Source organism: Arthrobacter globiformis, from assembly GCF_030815865.1.
Taxonomy (GTDB): domain Bacteria; phylum Actinomycetota; class Actinomycetes; order Actinomycetales; family Micrococcaceae; genus Arthrobacter; species Arthrobacter globiformis_B.
In genome coordinates, this window is sequence record NZ_JAUSXI010000001.1 from 349035 (window position 1) to 366372 (window position 17338).

15 protein-coding genes are annotated in these 17338 nt (G+C 66.7%); 8 read left to right on the forward strand and 7 right to left on the reverse strand.

Going from position 1 to position 17338, the window contains the following annotated elements; genetic code table 11:
• Positions 1 to 13 precede the first annotated feature (13 nt).
• Entirely contained in the window at positions 14 to 1516 is a 1503-nt protein-coding gene (locus QFZ33_RS01660) for a SulP family inorganic anion transporter (protein WP_307024265.1), read from the reverse strand.
• A gap of 5 nt (positions 1517 to 1521) precedes the next feature.
• A complete protein-coding gene (locus QFZ33_RS01665) occupies positions 1522 to 2628 on the reverse strand; it encodes a GTP pyrophosphokinase (protein ID WP_306920263.1) in 1107 nt (368 codons plus the stop codon).
• A 204-nt stretch (positions 2629 to 2832) separates the two neighbouring features.
• Between QFZ33_RS01665 and QFZ33_RS01670 the strand changes: the two genes are divergently transcribed.
• The 6 genes from QFZ33_RS01670 (at position 2833) to QFZ33_RS01695 (ending at position 9009) form a co-directional block, all read left to right on the forward strand.
• The gene (locus QFZ33_RS01670; RefSeq protein ID WP_307024266.1) at positions 2833 to 3654 is read left to right on the forward strand and encodes an alpha/beta hydrolase; all 822 of its coding nucleotides are present in this window, start codon (positions 2833 to 2835) and stop codon (positions 3652 to 3654) included.
• 303 nt (positions 3655 to 3957) lie between these two features.
• Positions 3958 to 5076 carry a ferredoxin reductase gene (locus tag QFZ33_RS01675; protein ID WP_307024268.1) on the forward strand — a complete coding sequence of 373 codons (1119 nt, stop codon included), beginning with the start codon at positions 3958 to 3960 and terminating at the stop codon, positions 5074 to 5076.
• 14 nt (positions 5077 to 5090) lie between these two features.
• Positions 5091 to 6284 carry a fatty acid desaturase family protein gene (locus QFZ33_RS01680; RefSeq protein ID WP_307024270.1) on the forward strand — a complete coding sequence of 398 codons (1194 nt, stop codon included), beginning with the start codon at positions 5091 to 5093 and terminating at the stop codon, positions 6282 to 6284.
• Positions 6285 to 6354: 70 nt separating this feature from the next.
• Positions 6355 to 7320: a carbohydrate kinase family protein gene (locus tag QFZ33_RS01685; protein WP_307024272.1), complete on the forward strand. Its 966-nt coding sequence runs from the start codon at positions 6355 to 6357 to the stop codon at positions 7318 to 7320.
• Positions 7321 to 7329: 9 nt separating this feature from the next.
• Positions 7330 to 7860 carry a YbhB/YbcL family Raf kinase inhibitor-like protein gene (locus QFZ33_RS01690; protein WP_307024274.1) on the forward strand — a complete coding sequence of 177 codons (531 nt, stop codon included), beginning with the start codon at positions 7330 to 7332 and terminating at the stop codon, positions 7858 to 7860.
• 153 nt (positions 7861 to 8013) lie between these two features.
• The gene (locus tag QFZ33_RS01695; RefSeq protein ID WP_307024277.1) at positions 8014 to 9009 is read left to right on the forward strand and encodes a substrate-binding domain-containing protein; all 996 of its coding nucleotides are present in this window, start codon (positions 8014 to 8016) and stop codon (positions 9007 to 9009) included.
• Between the two features lie 115 nt (positions 9010 to 9124).
• Here the strand turns inward: QFZ33_RS01695 and QFZ33_RS01700 are convergent, their stop codons facing one another.
• The 3 genes from QFZ33_RS01700 to QFZ33_RS01710 form a co-directional block, all read right to left on the reverse strand.
• Entirely contained in the window at positions 9125 to 10561 is a 1437-nt protein-coding gene (locus tag QFZ33_RS01700; protein ID WP_307024279.1) for a cache domain-containing protein, read from the reverse strand.
• A 463-nt stretch (positions 10562 to 11024) separates the two neighbouring features.
• Positions 11025 to 12041, reverse strand: a complete 1017-nt coding sequence (locus QFZ33_RS01705) for a sugar phosphate isomerase/epimerase family protein (protein WP_307024281.1) — start codon at positions 12039 to 12041, stop codon at positions 11025 to 11027.
• Complete coding sequence (locus tag QFZ33_RS01710; RefSeq protein WP_307024283.1) at positions 12038 to 13216, reverse strand: Gfo/Idh/MocA family protein; 1179 nt, start codon at positions 13214 to 13216, stop codon at positions 12038 to 12040. Before QFZ33_RS01710 ends, QFZ33_RS01705 begins: the two co-directional genes overlap by 4 nt.
• Positions 13217 to 13361: 145 nt before the next feature.
• On the opposite strand from QFZ33_RS01710, the gene QFZ33_RS01715 reads away from it, so the two are divergent.
• Positions 13362 to 14366, forward strand: coding sequence for a LacI family DNA-binding transcriptional regulator (locus tag QFZ33_RS01715; RefSeq protein WP_307024284.1), 1005 nt, complete (start codon positions 13362 to 13364; stop codon positions 14364 to 14366).
• A 33-nt stretch (positions 14367 to 14399) separates the two neighbouring features.
• Here the strand turns inward: QFZ33_RS01715 and QFZ33_RS01720 are convergent, their stop codons facing one another.
• A complete protein-coding gene (locus QFZ33_RS01720) occupies positions 14400 to 14711 on the reverse strand; it encodes a putative quinol monooxygenase (RefSeq protein WP_214847464.1) in 312 nt (103 codons plus the stop codon).
• 15 nt (positions 14712 to 14726) lie between these two features.
• A complete protein-coding gene (locus tag QFZ33_RS01725) occupies positions 14727 to 15776 on the reverse strand; it encodes a LacI family DNA-binding transcriptional regulator (protein ID WP_307024286.1) in 1050 nt (349 codons plus the stop codon).
• A gap of 186 nt (positions 15777 to 15962) precedes the next feature.
• On the opposite strand from QFZ33_RS01725, the gene QFZ33_RS01730 reads away from it, so the two are divergent.
• Positions 15963 to 17315, forward strand: coding sequence for an NAD(P)H-dependent oxidoreductase (locus tag QFZ33_RS01730; RefSeq protein ID WP_307024288.1), 1353 nt, complete (start codon positions 15963 to 15965; stop codon positions 17313 to 17315).
• Positions 17316 to 17338 lie beyond the last annotated feature (23 nt).

The window sequence follows — 17338 nt, forward strand, 5'->3', positions numbered from 1 at the left end:
AGTGTGTTGAAAGTCACTCGGTTGCGTTGAGTTTCCCGGCGAGCCGTTCCCGCATCTGGATGCTGGCCGAGTTAAGGCCGATCAATTCCACCTCACGGCCGTGCCGGCGGTACTTCTCGGTGACCGCGTCCAGCACGGCGATGGTGGAGGCATCCCACAGGTGCGAGGCGTGCAGGTCGATCACTACGCCGTGGATGTCCGGCTCGGCGTCGCGGGCGTAGTCGAACTGCGTGTAGAGATCGTTGGAAGAGGCGAAGAACAGTTCGCCGTCCACCGTGTAGGTGGCCATCGTCAGGCCGTTGAGCTCCACTTCCGTCCGCTCCACGGTGGCGAAATGGGCCACCCGGCGCGCGAACATCGCCATCGCCGCCAGCACCCCGACGCCGACGCCGATCGCCAGGTTGTGAGTGACCACCACCGTGCCCACGGTGATCAGCATGACGGCGGTTTCCGACTTGGGCATCCGCTTTAGGGTGGCGGGTGCAATCGAGTGCCAGTCAAAGGTGATGGCCGAGATGAAGATCATCACGGCCACGAGGGCGGCCATGGGGATGAGGCCCACGATGTCGCCCAAGGTGACTACCAGCACCAGCAGGAAGACGCCCGCGAGGAATGTGGAAACCCGGCTCCGGGCGCCGGAGCCCTTGACGTTGATCATTGTCTGCCCGATCACCGCGCAGCCGCCCATGCCGCCCAGGAACCCGGTGACGATGTTGGCCACGCCTTGGCCCCAGGATTCGCGGGTCTTGTTGGAGCGGGTATCGGTGATGTCGTCCACCAGCTTGGCAGTCATCAGGGATTCCAGCAGCCCCACGAGCGCCATGGACAGCGAGAACGGTGCGATGGTTTGGAAGGTTTCCCACGTCACAGGCACATTCGGGATGAACAGCGTGGGCAGGCTTTCCGGCAGTTGGCCCTTGTCCTGGACGGTGGGGACGTCGATCCCGGCGACCACGGCGAGGACCGTCAGGAGGACGATGGCCACCAAAGGTGACGGCACCGCCGTCGTAATCCGGCGGAAGCCGATGACGATCAGCAGGCCCACGGCGGCCAGTGGATAGACGGGCCAGGGAACCCCGATCAGTTCCGGCAGTTGGGCCATGAACACGAGGATGGCCAGCGCGTTCACGAAGCCCACCATCACCGAGCGCGGGATGAATCGCATGAGCCGTGTGACGCCCAGGACTGCGAGCAGGATCTGGAAGACCCCGGCGAGGATTACCGCGGCGATCAGGTGGTCCAGTCCGTGGCTGCGCATCAGCGGCGCGATCACCAGCGCGACGGCGCCGGTTGCGGCCGAGATCATGGCGGGCCTGCCGCCCATAAAGGAGATGGTCACCGCCATGGTGAAGGAGGCGAACAGCCCAATTCTCGGGTCCACTCCGGCGATCACGGAGAATGCGATGGCTTCCGGAATGAGGGCGAGGGCCACCACCAGTCCGGCGAGGGCCTCGGTCTTGAGGCGCCGCGGGGAACGGAGTGTGGCCCGGACGGACTGGAGCTGTTCGGGCTTCATAAACTCTATTTCTTGGTCTGGCGGTAGCGCTCGATCTGCTTCAGCCGCCGCAGGAGGCTGTCGCGCCGCGGGTGGGGGACGGCGTCGGGCGCCTCGGCGGTGAGGTCGATGTGTTTGGTGCCGTACTGCCACAGCAGGAGGTCATCCAGCAGGCGGTCCGGGCCGGGGGAGTAGCGGTGGTCCAGGGCCCTGCGGACCTCGGTGATCCGGTTGGCGCTGAGCAGTCCGGCAAGCTGGACGGTCTGCTTGAGTCCGTGGGCCGCCAGGAGTTCGGCTGCCCATCCCCAGTCGTCATCTACTTTACGGTCTACGTGGGGGAGCAGGGTGCGCCAGACGTCGCGGATGCGGTTGGGGGTGAGCTGCGCCGCGCCCTCTCCGTCTACGTCCCAGTAGCTGCGGACCTCCTCGTAGCGTTCATGCAGGTCGGCGAAGGCGGTCTCCACTGTCTCCAGCATTGCAGCGGTGGCGGTGAACTGGCGGTCGAAGTGCGGCGTCCAGGCCCGCGGGTCCTCGGCCTTGAACCGGATGTCGTGCTCGATCTCGCTCCACGCGTGCGCGAACACGGTGCGGATCTGGCATTCGAAGAAGTAGCTGCCGTTGGGCTGGACTTCGGGGTTGAAGACCTGCTGGTAGTTCTTGACGACGTCGTTTTGGATGGTGCGCAGGATCAGGTGCCGGCTGGAGTAGCCGTACGTTCCGGACTCGATCGAGCCAATGTCCTTTTCGCGGTCGCCGCGGCAGTCGAAGAGGTGCCGCTGGCGCTTGATCAGGTTGGCCACCAGTGCGTTCTCCGCCGGCAGCTTGGTGATGACGCGCACGCCCACCATGTCGTTGAGGGTGCGGAACGGGTCCGGGAACTTCAGGAGCCTTGGGCCGCCGGGCTCCAGCGGCTCCTCGGTGCGGGAGATCTTCTCGCGGAAGGAATCGACTGACTTGGTCCGGCCGGTGACGAAGAGCGGCGTGACCTCGGTGTCCTTGAGCATGGTCCGCAGTATCTGCAGGACTTCCCGGGTGACAAGCTTTAGGGCAGGCCGGACGCGCTCATAGAGCTCCACGTTTTCCTGCACGGAGTCGCGCTGAGTGACGTCCAGGCGATCCCAGTTGCTTGCCATGGTTCCAAACTATCAAGGCGGTGCGACAGCGGGGCCGGTGACACCCTTGCCACTGCAGCCCCTTCCGCCCCACGGAAGCGGCGTCCATGTAGGCTCGGAGCATGGCTGTTGTGCGCCGCTGTGCCCTCAACCCCGGACCCCGGGCGCGCGGGAGCCGGCAAGGAGGGGCCCGGCGCCCCGTTCGAAGGATCCTAGGAGGATGCAGTGAAGCGGCAGAAGTACCACTACGGTGACCACCCCAGCCAGTGGGGTGAGCTCTTCCTGCCGGAAACACCTGCGTCACGCAACGGCAAGCCGCCATCGCCGCGCGGCATCGTTGTGGTGATCCACGGCGGCTACTGGCGCTCGCAGTACGGGGCTGAACTGGGCGAACCGCTGGCGAAGGACCTCGCGGCGCACGGCATCGTGGCCTGGAACCTGGAGTACCGCCGGGCGGGCAACGGCGGCGGGTGGCCGCGGACGTTCGAGGATGTCCTCGCCGGGATCGACAAGCTCCGTGAGGTGGCCGGCGAGCACGACCTCGACCTGAATCGCGTGGTGGCGCTGGGGCACTCCGCCGGCGGGCACCTGGCCGTCTGGGCGGCCGGCCGGGACCGGCTTGCAGGACTCGGCGCGCCCGACGCCGACCGGCAGGTCGCCAGGAACCTCAACGGCGAGGCCGTCCACCTGACCGGCGTCGTCAGCCAGTCCGGGCTGCTCAATCTCGCGCAGGCGGAGTGGCACGACCTCAGCAACGGTGCCGTCAGTAACTTTCTGGGCGGGTCCGCCGAGAGGTACCCCAAGCGCCACAAGTACGCCGATCCGATGAGCGCCGTGCCGCTCACCATCCCGGTCTATGCGGTCCACGGGCTTGAGGACGACACCGTGCCGGTGAGCCAGTCCGAGGCCTACGCCACGGCCGCCCGCGCAGCCGGAGCCCCAGTCCAGGTGGTCAGGGTTCCGGGCGACCACTTCGCGCTGATCGACCCGAAGGCCCCGTCGTACCGAAAGTGCCGCGAGCTGGTGCAGGAGCTGCTGCTGCTTTAGAGGCGGGAACTACACTGACGTCCGTTCGTTGCATTGACGTGGGCTCAGGAAGTGAATGCATTCCGGCGGTAAGTATGCTTATCATCTATCGCAAAAGCCCGCACACGTCACAACGGAGGAATATTGAACATGGCCCGCAACGCGCCACGCCTGTCCCGCGTGGTCCAGCGCCCCGCGATGCGGACGCCGGTTGCTAGTGGCACCGGCATGGGGGACTCTTGTAGTTGGGGGAAAATCAGCATATTTCGATCATGGGTTTCACTAGGAGATACACATGGGTGAGCCCGGCAGGAAGCGGACAGCATGATCCGGCTCCGCAAATTGGCGCGCGCGGCGTCTGTCCTGACAACTCCTCTAGCCCCGGAGGACATCCTCGCGCTCTTTGATCCGGTGTTCTCCGCCCGGCAGCTGCGCGGCGTGGTCACCAAGGTTGTGCCCGAAACGGCGGATTCAGCCACCATCCATTTCCGGCCCGGCCGCGGCTGGAAGGCCCATAAAGCAGGCCAGTGGGCGCGGATCGGCGTGGAGCTCGACGGCGTCCGGCACTGGCGCTCCTATTCGCTCAGCGCCCCGGCGGGCGAGGATCCCGCCATCACTGTGAGTGACATGGGCGCAGTGTCCGGTGTCCTGGTCCGGAACACACGGCCAGGGGACATCCTGTTCCTGGCGCCCCCGCAGGGCGACTTCGTTCTCCCCGAACATCCGCGGCCGCTCCTGATGCTCACCGCGGGCAGCGGCATCACCCCCGTGATGTCCATGGTGCGCACGCTGGTGCCGCACCGCCCCGACGCCGATGTGGTCCTGGTCCATTCCGCCCGCAGGCCGGAGGATAGTATTTTCCGTGAGGAACTGTCCGAGCTCGCGGACCAGTTCCCCAACTTCCGCGTCACCCACTGGTTTACCGGGGAGCGTGGCCGGATGGACTTCGGCTCGGCCGCCGGACTCGACAGCCTGTGCCCCGACTGGCGCCGCCGCGCTGCCTACGCCTGCGGCCCGGAAGGGTTCCTCGATGACGCAGAAGCCCTGTGGGCCGCCGAAGCGGCCGCCCATCCCAAGGACTCCAAGTCCGCCCGCGCAGAAGGGGCCACCGGCCCGTTCGCGGCGGACCCCGTCAACCTCATTATCGAGCGCTTCAACACCAGCCTGCTCGGCGGCGAAGGGCATGACGGCGGACTGGTCACCTTTGAGGCCTCCGACCGTGAGGTGGAGGCCGACGGCGACACCCCCCTGCTCGACGTCGGCGAAGACGCCGGCGTCCTCATGCCCAGCGGCTGCCGCATGGGCATCTGCCACAGCTGCCTGCTGCCCCTGCGTGCAGGGCAGGTCCGGGACCTCCGCACCGGCGAAGTCCACGGTGAACCGGGCCAACTAATCCAGACGTGCGTTTCGGCAGCTGCCGGGCCCGTTAACCTCGAGATCTGAGGAGCATCACAAGCATGACTGCAATATCCGATCGCACAGCCGCGAGCACGAAGTCCACCGACAGCGTCTCCACGGACAAGCCGGTTACGAAGCCGAGGCCGGGGGCACTGGCCGCCTCCGGCCGGCCCACCGTGCGCCCGCCCGCCGCGGCGCACCTGTCCGACGAGCAGGTGGCAGAGCTCGGCCGCGAACTGGACGCCATCAAGGATGACATCCTCGCCAAGCGCGGAGCCTCCGACGCCGCCTACATCCGGCGGGTGATCAAGATCCAGCGCGGGTTGGAGATCGCGGGACGCGCCGCGCTGCTGGGCAGCCGGAACAAGGCCGCATGGGTCACGGGAACCAGCCTGCTCAGCCTCGCCAAGATCCTGGAAAACATGGAGATCGGCCACAACATCCTCCACGGCCAGTGGGACTGGATGCGCGATCCGGACATCCACTCCACCACGTGGGAATGGGACTTCGTGACCCCGGCGCGTTCGTGGCAGCACACCCACAACGACCTGCACCACCGCTGGACCAACGTGGTGGGCAAGGACAACGACGTCGGATACAACCTGCTGCGCATGGACGAGGACCAGCCCTGGACCCCCCGGGCCCTGGGCAACCCGCTCTACAACGCGATCCTGGCCCCAATTTTCGAATGGGGCATCGCGGTCTACGACCTGGAGCTCGTCGACTACAAGGAGGGCAGGAAGAGCAAGGAGGCCATGACCCGCGACCTCAAGGCCCTCGGCGTCAAGGCCCTAAAGCAGTTCACCAAGGACTACGCCGCCACCCCGGCCGTGGCCATGCTGACCGGCTCCGGCAAGCAGGCCCTGTTGGGAACACTCACGGCCAATGCGGTCCGCAATGTGTGGGCGCACGCGGTGATCTTCTGCGGCCACTTCCCCGAAGGGACGGACACGTTCACCGAGGAAATGGTCGAGGGCGAGACCCGTGGCGACTGGTACGTCCGGCAGATGATCGGCTCGGCCAACATCTCCGGCTCCAAGTTCATGCACATCATGACCGGGAACCTGTCCCACCAGATCGAACACCACCTGTTCCCGGACCTGCCGTCCAACCGGTACGGGGAAGTGGCCCCGAAGGTGCAGGAAATCTGCCGGCGCTACGGCCTGCCGTACACCACCGGGCCGCTGCTGAAGCAGGTGGGATCCTCGTGGGCGAAGGTCTTCAAGCTCGCCCTGCCGGGGAAGAAGGCCTAGCAGCCTTCTTCGGACAACTTCCTGTGGAAGGACCCGGGCGCCGGGCGGCGTTCTCTGGCAGAGTATGACCATGCTCACTGTTATCGGCGAGGGCCTCGTTGACGTGGTCCAGCGCAGCTCCGGAATCGAAGCCCATGTGGGCGGCAGCCCGCTCAACGTCGCCGTCGGGCTCGCCCGCCTGGGGCACCCGGTGCAGTTCGTTGGCCGGTACGGCCGGGACGCCTACGGTGAGTCGGTGGCCGCCCATCTGAGGGCGAGTTCCGTCATGCTCCCGCAGGCCCCGGACGGGCTGCCCACCAGCGTGGCCACCGCGCTGGTGGACGACGACGGCGCCGCCACCTACACGTTCGACCTCGCCTGGGAGCTCCCCGGCCTGGCGGAACGGCTGCCGTTCATGCTGCAGGGGACCACCCTGCTGCACACCGGCTCCATCGCCACCATGCTGGCGCCGGGCGCCGCGGAGGTGCTGGCTGCCGTCGAACATGCCCACCCGGCGTCGACGATCAGTTTTGACCCCAACTGCCGCCCCAGCATCATCACCGACGCGGATTACGCCCGCCGGCAGGCGGAAAAGTTCGTGACCCTCGCGGACATCGTCAAGGCCTCCGACGAGGACCTCGCCTGGCTCTACCCCGGCGTGGACCCGCTGGAGTCCGCACGCCGCTGGCTGCAGCTGGGCGGCTCTCAGGGGCCGGCCGTGGTGGTGGTGACGCGCGGCGCTGCCGGGCCGTGGGGGATCACCGCCGCGGGCGAGGCCGAGTTTGCCGCACCCCGCGTGGCGGTGGCGGACACCGTTGGCGCAGGGGATTCCTTCATGGCCGCGCTGCTTTCCTGGGTGGTGGACCGCGGTCTGGACGGCGCCCAGAACCGGGCTGACCTGCGGGCGCTCCCGGCCGAGGGGCTCACCGCCCTCCTGGCCCACGCCTCCCGCGCGGCAGCAGTGACCGTGTCCCGTGCCGGTGCCAACCCACCCACACGGGCGGAGCTCAACCACATTGAAGCAGCAGCAGAGGAAGCCGAAGTTCCCACCACCTGAGAGGCAGCCATGACATCGTCGGGCCCGTTTTCGAACCTGCCGGACGTCCCCGCGTTCGGGCTCACCAGCCGGTCCTTTGAGGATGGCGGGATCCTGCCGCCGCCGCAGCGCAGCGGCAGGATGCATGCCGGCGGCGCCGACGAGTCCCCGCAGCTGAGCTGGAGCGGGGCGCCTGACGGGGCCAGGAGCTACGCGGTGACCGTGTTTGATCCGGATGCCCCGGGTGCTGGCGGGTTCTGGCACTGGGCGGTTCTCAACATCCCGGCAGATGTCACATCGTTGGCGGAGGGCGCCGGGGCTGAGGGCGGCCCGCAGCTCCCGCCGGGCGCGGTGCAGCTGAAGAACGACGCCGGCTTCCGCGGCTATCTGGGGGCGGCCCCGCCGCCCGGGCACGGCCGGCACCGTTACATCGTCACCGTCTACGCGCTGGATGTCGAGGAGTTGCCGGGCGGGGCCGGGACGAAGCCTGCGGGCCTGGGTTCCGAACTCGCCCGTCACCTGCTGGGTTCGGCCACGCTCACCGGGGTTTACCAGCGGTAAGGGCGGTAGCCGGCTGCCGGCAACGGCCCGCGGCTAATAGAACTATTGACAGGACAAAAGTCTGCTCCTATTCTCGATTTGTGGAGCGCTCCAAGTGCGCTGGATCACATCCCGCTTCTCCGGCCGGGAAAACACGATCGAAGGAGATCACCAGTGAAGAAGTTTGTTTGGCGCCGTGCAGCGGTAGCCGCGGTTGCAATCCCGATGCTGGCCCTGACGGCCTGCTCCAGCCAGGGCGGACGGGCGCCGGAAGCCAACAGCGGGGGCGGCGGGGGGCAGGCTGCCTCGACTCCGCGCATGAAGATTGCCCTGATCACGCACGCTCCGGCGGGCGACACCTTCTGGGACACCGTCCGGAAGGGCGCCGAGGAGGCTGCGGACAAGGACAACATCGAGCTTCTCTACACGAACGATCCCGAAGCGGGCCGGCAGGCGCAGCTGATCCAGCAGGCAGTGGACCAGAAGGTAGGCGGTATCGCCGTCACCCTGGCCACGCCCGGTGCGCTGAAGGATTCCCTCAAGAAGGCCTCTGATGCCGGCATCCCCATCGTGAGCCTGAACGCCGGTGAGGACGTCTCCAAGGAGCTCGGGGCCTTCACGCACTTCGGCTCCAACGAGCAACTCGCTGGCCAGGCCGTGGGCGAGAAGCTGGCGCAGCAGAACTTCAAGCACCCCATCTGCGTGATCCAGGCGCAGGGGCATGTGGGCTTGGAAGCGCGCTGCGAAGGCGTGAAGTCCAAGGTTCCGGGAACCGAGATCCTGTACGTGAACGGCGCCGACATGACGTCCGTCGAATCAACGGCAACGGCCAAGCTGCAGGCAGCCAAGGACGCGGATGTCATCATCGGCCTGGGCGCCCCCATCACGCTGACCCTGCTGAAGTCCGTGGCCAGCGCGGGCAGCTCTGCAAAGGTCGCCTCCTTTGATCTGAACAAGGAGCTCGCCCAGAAGATCGCCGACGGTTCCGTGCTGTTCACGGTGGACCAGCAGCCCTGGCTCCAGGGCTACGGTTCCGTGGACGCCCTGTGGCAGGTCAAGCGGGGCGGCTTCAAGCTCGGCGGCGGGCAGCCGGTGCTCACCGGGCCCACCGTCGTCGACAAGTCCAACGCGGCGGACGTCGTAAAGTTCTCCGACCAGGGCATCCGCTAGCCCCCGCTGGTTGAGCGTGGTCACCGCCGGTTGAGCTGGCCGGCCCGGTTTGAGCCTGGCCGTCGCTGGTTGAGCTTGTCGAAACCCCGGCCTGCTCAACCGGCGGACCGGACGATCAGTTGCCGCGACGAGGTGCCACGGGGGAGCGGCGAGGCACGCCACCGGCACGGAAACTGACGAGGGGCCGCTTCGCGGGCCCTCGAAGCGCATGCCGGGCGCGAACCCGGGCACTGTTGGAAGCCACTACCTTGCCGGTTTCCGTGATCAGGGCGACGTGTTCGTCCCGGCGCCCCAGGTTGAGCAGGAAGGTGCGCTCGATGAACTCCATCGAGAGGTCCGCCCCGGCCACGGCCACGGTGCGCTGTTCGTGCAGCACCGGCCGCGACGCGGTGACGATTTTCATGTCGGCACCGCCGAAATCTATGTACGGGCCGATGAGTTCAGGCTGGCCGGACGCGAGGGGCCGTTCATACCAGGTCATTTCCGTGTAGTCGTAGTAGTTGATCGACGCGGGGTTGAGATTGTGGGGAATGAAGACCAGTTTCCCCCCCGACGAGGCTCCACCACTGGTGCCACGCGTCAGCGGCGCTGAACAGGCCCCGGGCAACGGAGACGCCGGCGCTGTCGACGAGGCCGCCCTGCTTGAGTACGATGTCTTCGACGAGGGCTTCAAGGATTCGAGTTTGGTTCTGGACGTGCCCGGCCCCCCTAGGATTTGCGCGGTTGCCTCGGCCAGGCGTTCAAGGTCGGCGAAAACGCTCGAGAGGCTCTGGCCCAAGGCCTGGGCTGTCGACTGCAGGACCTCGTTGATGGGATTCACTGCTGGTCCGCCAGGTCCGAGGTGAGGATGGCCAGGCGCTGGTTGATGATGAGGGCACCTTCCCGTTCGAAGTGTGCGATGGCGATGTTCTCTGCTTCGTGTGCCCGTCCGCCCACGCCTTGCCCCACGCAGCGGGGACAGCTCGGCATGGATCTGGATCAGCAGGGCGGTAAGGCGGCGGGGCTGGGCCGCCACCCCCAACCCAATGTGCAGGCGGGCATCCGCCTGGCGCAGCATGTGCGGTTCCGAGCTTGCGGCGAAGCGCTGGGCGAGCTTCCGGAGGCGTCGCACGTCCTGCTCGTCGGAGCGTTTGGATGCCAGGCGGGCCGCTGAGCCGGCCGTGGCGGCCGCCAAGTCGATGAGGTCGCGCAGGTCGTCGCTCTTATGCCGGCGGAGTTGCTGGGCGATTTCCGCTTCCCGCACCGGGAGCACCCCCGCAACATAGCTTCCGCCCCCGCGCCCGCGGCGGGTGCCAAGGAGTCCTTTGCTCCGCAGCACGGCCAGCGACTGGCGAAGGGTGAGCGGAGAGACGCCCAGATGTTCGGCCATGACCGATTCCGGCGGGAGCCGCTCGCCGGGGTTGAGCAGGCCCATTCCTATGGCGCTCTCGAGCTGAAGGGTCACCTGCTCGGCGCGGCCGGAGACGTCCTGTCCCTGGGTCCGGACCTGGGCTGCCATTTCCAGGGCGCGGAGGGACACGGAACCGCCATCATCCCGCAGTTCTTTCGGCATGTGTCTGGCCCGCTCCTCGTCGTGCGAATTCAACAGATAACAACAAGTTTTAGATTATCTACTTCTGGCCGCAGCCTCGACCGGCCTCCGCCTGCCGGGAAAACGAAGGCGTGCCGCCCAGTCGAGAACTCACACTGAACTCACACTGAACGGCACGCCTGTGTTGCGGTCATCGCCCCTTCGCATGAAGCGTGGCGGTGGCGGCTAGTTAGCGCCGGCTATTTTGCTTGCAGCGCCGCGCAACAGCGGCAACAAGCATGGTGGGACCGATCCCCCAGTATGCGAGGCCGAACGGCAGCGCGAATGTTCCCAGAGCCGCTCCAATGCGCTCACAGCGGTGGTGATGGCCGCAGCGCTGGCCCATTCCAGGATGCTGGGCCCGCCGGAGACTGGCTCCGGACAATAAAGGAAGCCTGCCGGCTGATTGCCGGCAGGCTTCCTGTCTGTGCGGGTCGCGCAGGGGCTAGGGGCTGACCAGCGAGGCAGCCAGGGCTGCGTCCGCATCCTTCAGGACCGTGGCGGCGACTTCGAGGCCTTCGATGCGGCCCAGTTCGACGTCTTCGTGTTCGATGTTGACGAGCATGTCGGGGTCCACTTCGTGGAGGGCACGCAGGAACTCCGTCCAGTAGGCGGTGTCATGGCCCTTGCCGAGGGCGACGAAGTCCCATGCTGCGGGCTTGGGCCATTCGTTGGCCCATTCGTCGCCGCCCAGGTTGGTGCGGTTCTCCTCGGGGGACAGCCGGCGGAAGCGGTTGTCCAGGACGCCGTAGACGGCGGCGGTGTCCTTGTTGACGCGCACGTCCTTGGCGGCCGCGTGGAAGACCAGCGGGCCGAGTTCGCGGACCACTGCCACCGGGTCCATCTGCTGCCAGAACAGGTGGGAAGCGTCGAGTTCCACGCCCACGTGGGTGGCGCCCGTCAGTTCCACCAGCTTGTACATGTCCGCGGGGTTGAAGACGAGGTTCTGCGGGTGCAGTTCCAAGGCGACCTTGACGTCGAGATCGGCGGCGAGCCGGTCAGTTTCCTTCCAGAACGTGGCGGCGACGCCCCACTGGTAGTCCAGGACGTCCAGTGCCGCGGAGTTCCAGGCATTGACGATCCAGTTCGGCACGGTGGCGCCTGGTTCCCCGCCGGGGAGTCCGGACATCGTGACCACGCGGTTCTGTCCGAGGCGGCGGGCAAGTCGGATGGAGCGGCGGATGTCCTCGGCGTGCTTGTCGCCGATCACGCGGTTGGGATGCAGCGGGTTGCCGTTGCAGTTCAGCCCCGCGATGGAGACGCCGGTGTCTTCGAAGATCGCCAGGTAATCGTCGCGGGCCGCGTCGCTTTCGAGGATGTCATCGAACGTGGGGACGTGCACGGCCGGCAGGAACCCGCCCGAGTTAATTTCGATGCCCGTCAGGCCAAGGTCGGCGACGACCTTCAGGGCTTCGGGAAGGGGACGGTCGTGCAGGATTGCGTTGTAGACGCCGAGCTTCATAGCGTGATCTTCTTTCCGTTGTTCAACGCGGATTCGGTGACTGCGGCGAGCAGTTCCATGTTGCGCACGCCTTCATCGAAGGTGGCGCAGCGCGGCAGTGATTCCTCCTCGCTGAGGCCTGCGACCTCCTCGAGGAAGGCGCGCGACTGGTAGGCGAAGGCGTCGTTCTGGCCGAAGCCGACCTCGGGGGCGTCCATGGCAAGGCCGCCGGCGATGTAGGGGTGGCCGGGGCCGAGGATGACCTGGCGGTAGCCGTTCTCGTGGCCGGAGCCGTCGTTGAGGAACAGCTGGATCTCCGCGGGTCGGCGCTGATTGAACTTTGCGGAGCCGTTCTCGCAGAAGACCTCGAAGTTGAGGCTGTTCGCGTGTCCGGCTGCGACGCGGGAGACTTCGAAGCTGCCGGCGCCGTTTTCGAACTCGGCGGAGAAGGCTGCGTAGTCATCGTTCTCCACAGCCTCGAAGGTGTCGCTGACGGCAGCGTGGTCGTGTCCGATGACGGCGCCCAGCGGCAGGGGCCGCTTGTCGATTGCCGTGCTGAGGTGGCCGCCACTGATGGACTTGATGTCGCCGCAGAGGAACTCGGAAACATAGGCCAGGTGGCTTCCGACGTCGGCCAGCGCGCCGGAACCGGGGCCGCCCTTGTAGCGCCAGCTCATGGGGGCCTCCGGGCTGAAGCCGTAGTCCGTCCAGTAGCGGCCGCTGAAGTGGAGCACCTTGCCCAGGGTCCCGTTCCGGATGAGGTCGCGGATGTATGCGATGCCCGGGGTGCGGCGGAAGGTGAATCCAATGCGGGCGATCGAGGAGGCGTTACGGGCGGCGTCGGCCATGGCCCGCGCGTCTTCCAGGGTGTCGCTCAGCGGCTTCTCGCAGAGCACGTGCTTGCCGGCGGCCAGGAGGCCCTCCACCACTTCCCGGTGCAGCGAGTTGGCGATGACTACGCTGACGACGTCGATGTCATCGGCCTCGGCGATTGCCCGCCACGAGGTGTCGTTGCGCTCGTAGCCGAAGCGCCGTGCGGCGAGGGAGCCGAACTCCGGGTTCACGTCGCCGATGGAAACCAGCCGGATCGGCGGCAGGACCGGGTTGTACAGGGCGGAGGCGGTGCGGAAGGCGGCGGCGTGAGCCTTGCCGGCCATGCCCGCCCCGATGACGGCTATGCCGAGATCTTTGGGCATTGGTTTTCTCCTTTGAAACGAGGCTTTGCGGGAATCAGCCGCTGTGACGTGGGACCTAAAATGGAGCGCTCCACAAACACGATAGGGGTGGAACTTTGTCCTGTCAATATCCCAAAAAGGTCGGCGCATGGGCGACAATGGCAGAGTGACCCAGGAGACCGGAAAACGCCCGAACATTTACGACGTTGCCTCCGCGGCCGGGGTATCGAAATCCCTGGTCTCGTTGGTCCTGCGCGGCGCACCCGGCGTCTCCGCCGCCCGCCGTGCCGCCGTCGAGGAAGCCATCAAGCGGTTGAACTACCGGCCCAGCCGGGCGGCAGCGACCCTGGCCGGTAACCGGTCCCGGACCATCGGCGTCGTCCTGGACGACTACCGGAATCTCTGGTTCGTCAGCCTGCTGGGCGGGCTGCACGATGAACTCGCACCCCTCGGCTTCCGCGTGGCCGTCGCTGACCCATCATTCAACGCCCACCTGGACCGCACGCCGGTGGACGGCCTCATGTCATTGCGGGTGGACGGCATCGTGATCGCGACCGAGCCCACGGAGGAGATGTTCTCCGCCGTCGACGTTCCTGCGGTGGTGGCGGGCAACCGGGACGTCGTGGTCCCGGGGGCGGATATTGTGGCCAACGACGACGAGGCCGGCGGCCGCCTGGCCACCGGGCACCTGATCGGGCTCGGGCACAGGGAAATCGGACATGTGACAGGCGGGGGCGGCGCCGCCCGTCTGCGGGCGCGGGGGTTTGAGGCCGCGATGCGCGAACACGGGCTGCAGCCGTACACCGTGCAGGGTCACGGGCAGACGATGGAGCCGGACGGCTACGACGGTGCGCTGAAGCTGCTAGACCAGAACCCCGCGATCACGGCGATTTTCGCGGCCAATGACGTGATGGCTATGGGTGTGGCGGCCGCGGCACGGGACCGGGGGCGGCGGATTCCGGAGGATCTTTCCCTGATCGGCTATGACAATTCGCCCCTCGCGTCGGCGAATCTGCTGCGCCTGACCACCATCGACGGGCGCAACGGCGAGGTGGGAGCGGGAGCTGCGAAGGCGCTGCTGGACCGCATGAAGGATCCGGAACTGCCGGTCCAAACGATGCTCGTGGACCCGGAACTGGTGGTCAGGGGCTCGACGGCGTCCCCCGCCTGAATACACGGGGCGGGGGCGCCGTCGTTCTTCAGGTCAGAGTGCGCCCTGCGCGCTGGTGCCAGCGGGGATCGCGGCCAGCCGGGTGACCTCCACTGGTTCCTCCAGGAGCCCCTCAAGCGAAGCGTTGAGGCGCTTCACGGCGTCGCCGGCGCCGTGGGCATCGAGGAGCTCGGCGCTTTCCCACTTTTCGATCATGACGATCTGGCCGTTTGGGGCTTCGTGGATGGCGTACAGTTCGCAGCCCGGCTCCTCGTGGACCTCCGCGATGGCGGGGGAGAGGGCGGCCACGACGTCGTCGAAGGCCCCTTCCTTGGGCGTGAACATGGCGGTGACAACTACGGTCATGGGGTTTCCTTTTCCTTATCTGGTTGCGGACTTGCTGGTGGCGGAGCGGGCCGGTGCAGCGCAGCTGCTGCGCGGCACAAAATCCGCCATGACCTCGATGGTCCTGGCGCCGGCGGGAAGCCGGCCCTGCATTCGTCCGAGGACGAGTTCAAGGGAGTGTAGCGCGAGCATGCCGATTGGCTGTCGGATCGCGCTGAGCGGGGGACTTGTCAGTTCGGTCCACGGGTTGTCGTCAAAGACGATAACCGACAGGTCGTCGGGTATCCGGACGCCCATCTGAACGAGGCGCCGGACCGAGCTTTGCACCTGGGCGGTGTTTGCCACGATCAGTCCGGTGGGGGCGTTCGGGGACCCAAGGAGGGACCCGACGGCGTCGCCCCCGCCGTCTCCGCGGAAGGGAACGTGCCGGACCAGCATGGGATCGAGGCTTATCGAAGCGCTTTCGAGGGCGGCCCGGTAACCGCCGATCCGCGAACGCCCGGTGGACGTGCTTGCGGGGCCGGTGATGAGGGCGATCCGCTCGTGGCCTAGGGCGATGAGGTGATCAGTTGCGCGCCGGGCCGAGTCGGAGTTTTCGATGCTGACGACGTCGACGTCGACGAGTTCCGCAATGGCGCGGTCCACGAAAACCACGTTCACGCCGAGGTCCCGCAGGCGGTCCCATTTCTCGACATTTCCGCCAGTTGGCGTGGCGATGACGCCACCCACCGAACGGTCCAGGAGCGTGTCCAGGGATTCGGCCTCAAGGTGCGGGTCCTCCTGCGTGGTCATCACCACCACCTGCACGCCGTGGCTGCGGGCCTCCCACACCACGCGGTCCGCCAGTTGGGCGAAGAACGGGTTGGCGAGGTCCGTGACCACCAGGCCGACGGTGAGGGCGTGGCCCGCGCTGAGTTCACGTGCCGCGGCGCGGGGGCGGTACCCGAGTTCACTGATGACATTCAGGACCTGTTCGCGCTTGGCCGGCGCGACCGGGCCGGAGTCCGGGTTCAGCACGCGCGACACCACGGACACCGAGACTCCCGCCGCTGCCGCCACGTCGCGGATAGTGGGCGCCTTCTTCAATGCTCCTCCTTGCGGCCGGCGCATTTCACCGACATCTGTTGACACAGCTTAACACTGACTGGTACAAAAGTGGAACCGGTTCCACTCGGTAACCCAGATCACAGCAGCAACGACGACGAGGTGCTCCACCGCCCCCGCGGTGGAGGTTGTTCCCTCTTCGGTCAGACATCAATCAGAGAGATCCCCATGAACCTTCACAAGCTTCTTAGCGACCGCGAGAACCAGGGCCGTCCCATTCGTGTGGGCCTCATCGGTGCCGGACGGTACGGAACCATGTACCTTGCCCAGGCAAACAACATCCCGGGCATCCACGTTGTGGCCATCGCTGACATCAATGTGAAGCGGGCTGAGGGCGCCTTCGAGCTGGTCGGCTGGCCCCAGAGCCAGATCGCCCCGGACATCGCCACCGCGCTGGAGAACCGCTCCACCGCCATCGTGGCAAACGCCGATGAGCTGTTCGACGTCGACATCGACGTCATCGTTGAAGCCACCGGAAACCCGATCGTCGGCGTAAAGCACGCGCTGCGGGCGATCGAAACCAAGAAGCACATCATCATGGTCACCGTCGAGGCCGACGCGCTGGCCGGTCCGGCCCTCGCCAAGCGCGCGGAGGAGGCCGGCGTCGTCTATTCCATGGCGTACGGCGACCAGCCCGCCCTCATCATGGAACTGGTTGACTGGGCCCGGACCAGCGGCTTCGACGTGGTCTGTGCGGGCAAGGGCGCCAAGTACCTCGAGCACTACCACGAGATGAACCCGGACAACGTCTGGGAAAACTGGGAGTTCTCGAAGGAGCTCACCGACTCCGGGCAGCTCAATCCGTACATGCACACCTCCTTCCGTGACGGCACCAAGGCATCCATCGAGATGGCCGCCGTCGCCAACGGCGCCGGCCTCACCCCTTCTGACAACGGCCTGAGCTTCACGCCGGGCGACGTGGAGGAGATCGCCACGATCTGCCGCCCGGCCGACGTCGGGGGTGCCCTGGCGCACGAGGGAAGCGTGGACGTCATGTCCAGCGTCAACCGGGACGGCAGCTGGATCAGCCACAACACCCAGGAAGGCGTCTTCGTCGTCGTCAAGGCAACGAACGGCTACGTCTCCGGCTGCTTCAACGAATACCCGTGGCACCCGGACCCCACCGGCCAGTACGCAGCCCTGTACCGCCCGTACCACTACGTGGGTCTCGAATTGAACATGTCCATCGCCAATGCAGCCCTCCGCGGCATTGCAACCGGCTCGCCGATCGGCTTCTTCGGTGACGTCGTTGCCACCGCCAAGAAGGACCTGAAGGCAGGCGAATTCCTCGACGGCGAGGGCGGCTTCACGGTCTGGGGCAAACTCGTCTCGGCCAAGCACTCTGTCGAAATCGGCGCCCTGCCGGTAGCCCTGGCGCACCACGTCGAGCTGCGCGCCGACGTCGCCAAGGGTGCCACCGTCCGCTGGGAAGACGTCATCATGGACGAGTCGCTCTCGCAGGCCCTCGAGCTGCGCCGCGAAACTGAGGCGCTGGTCGCCGAAGCCGCACTGACCTCCTAACTCATCCCGCGACTCACAAGACT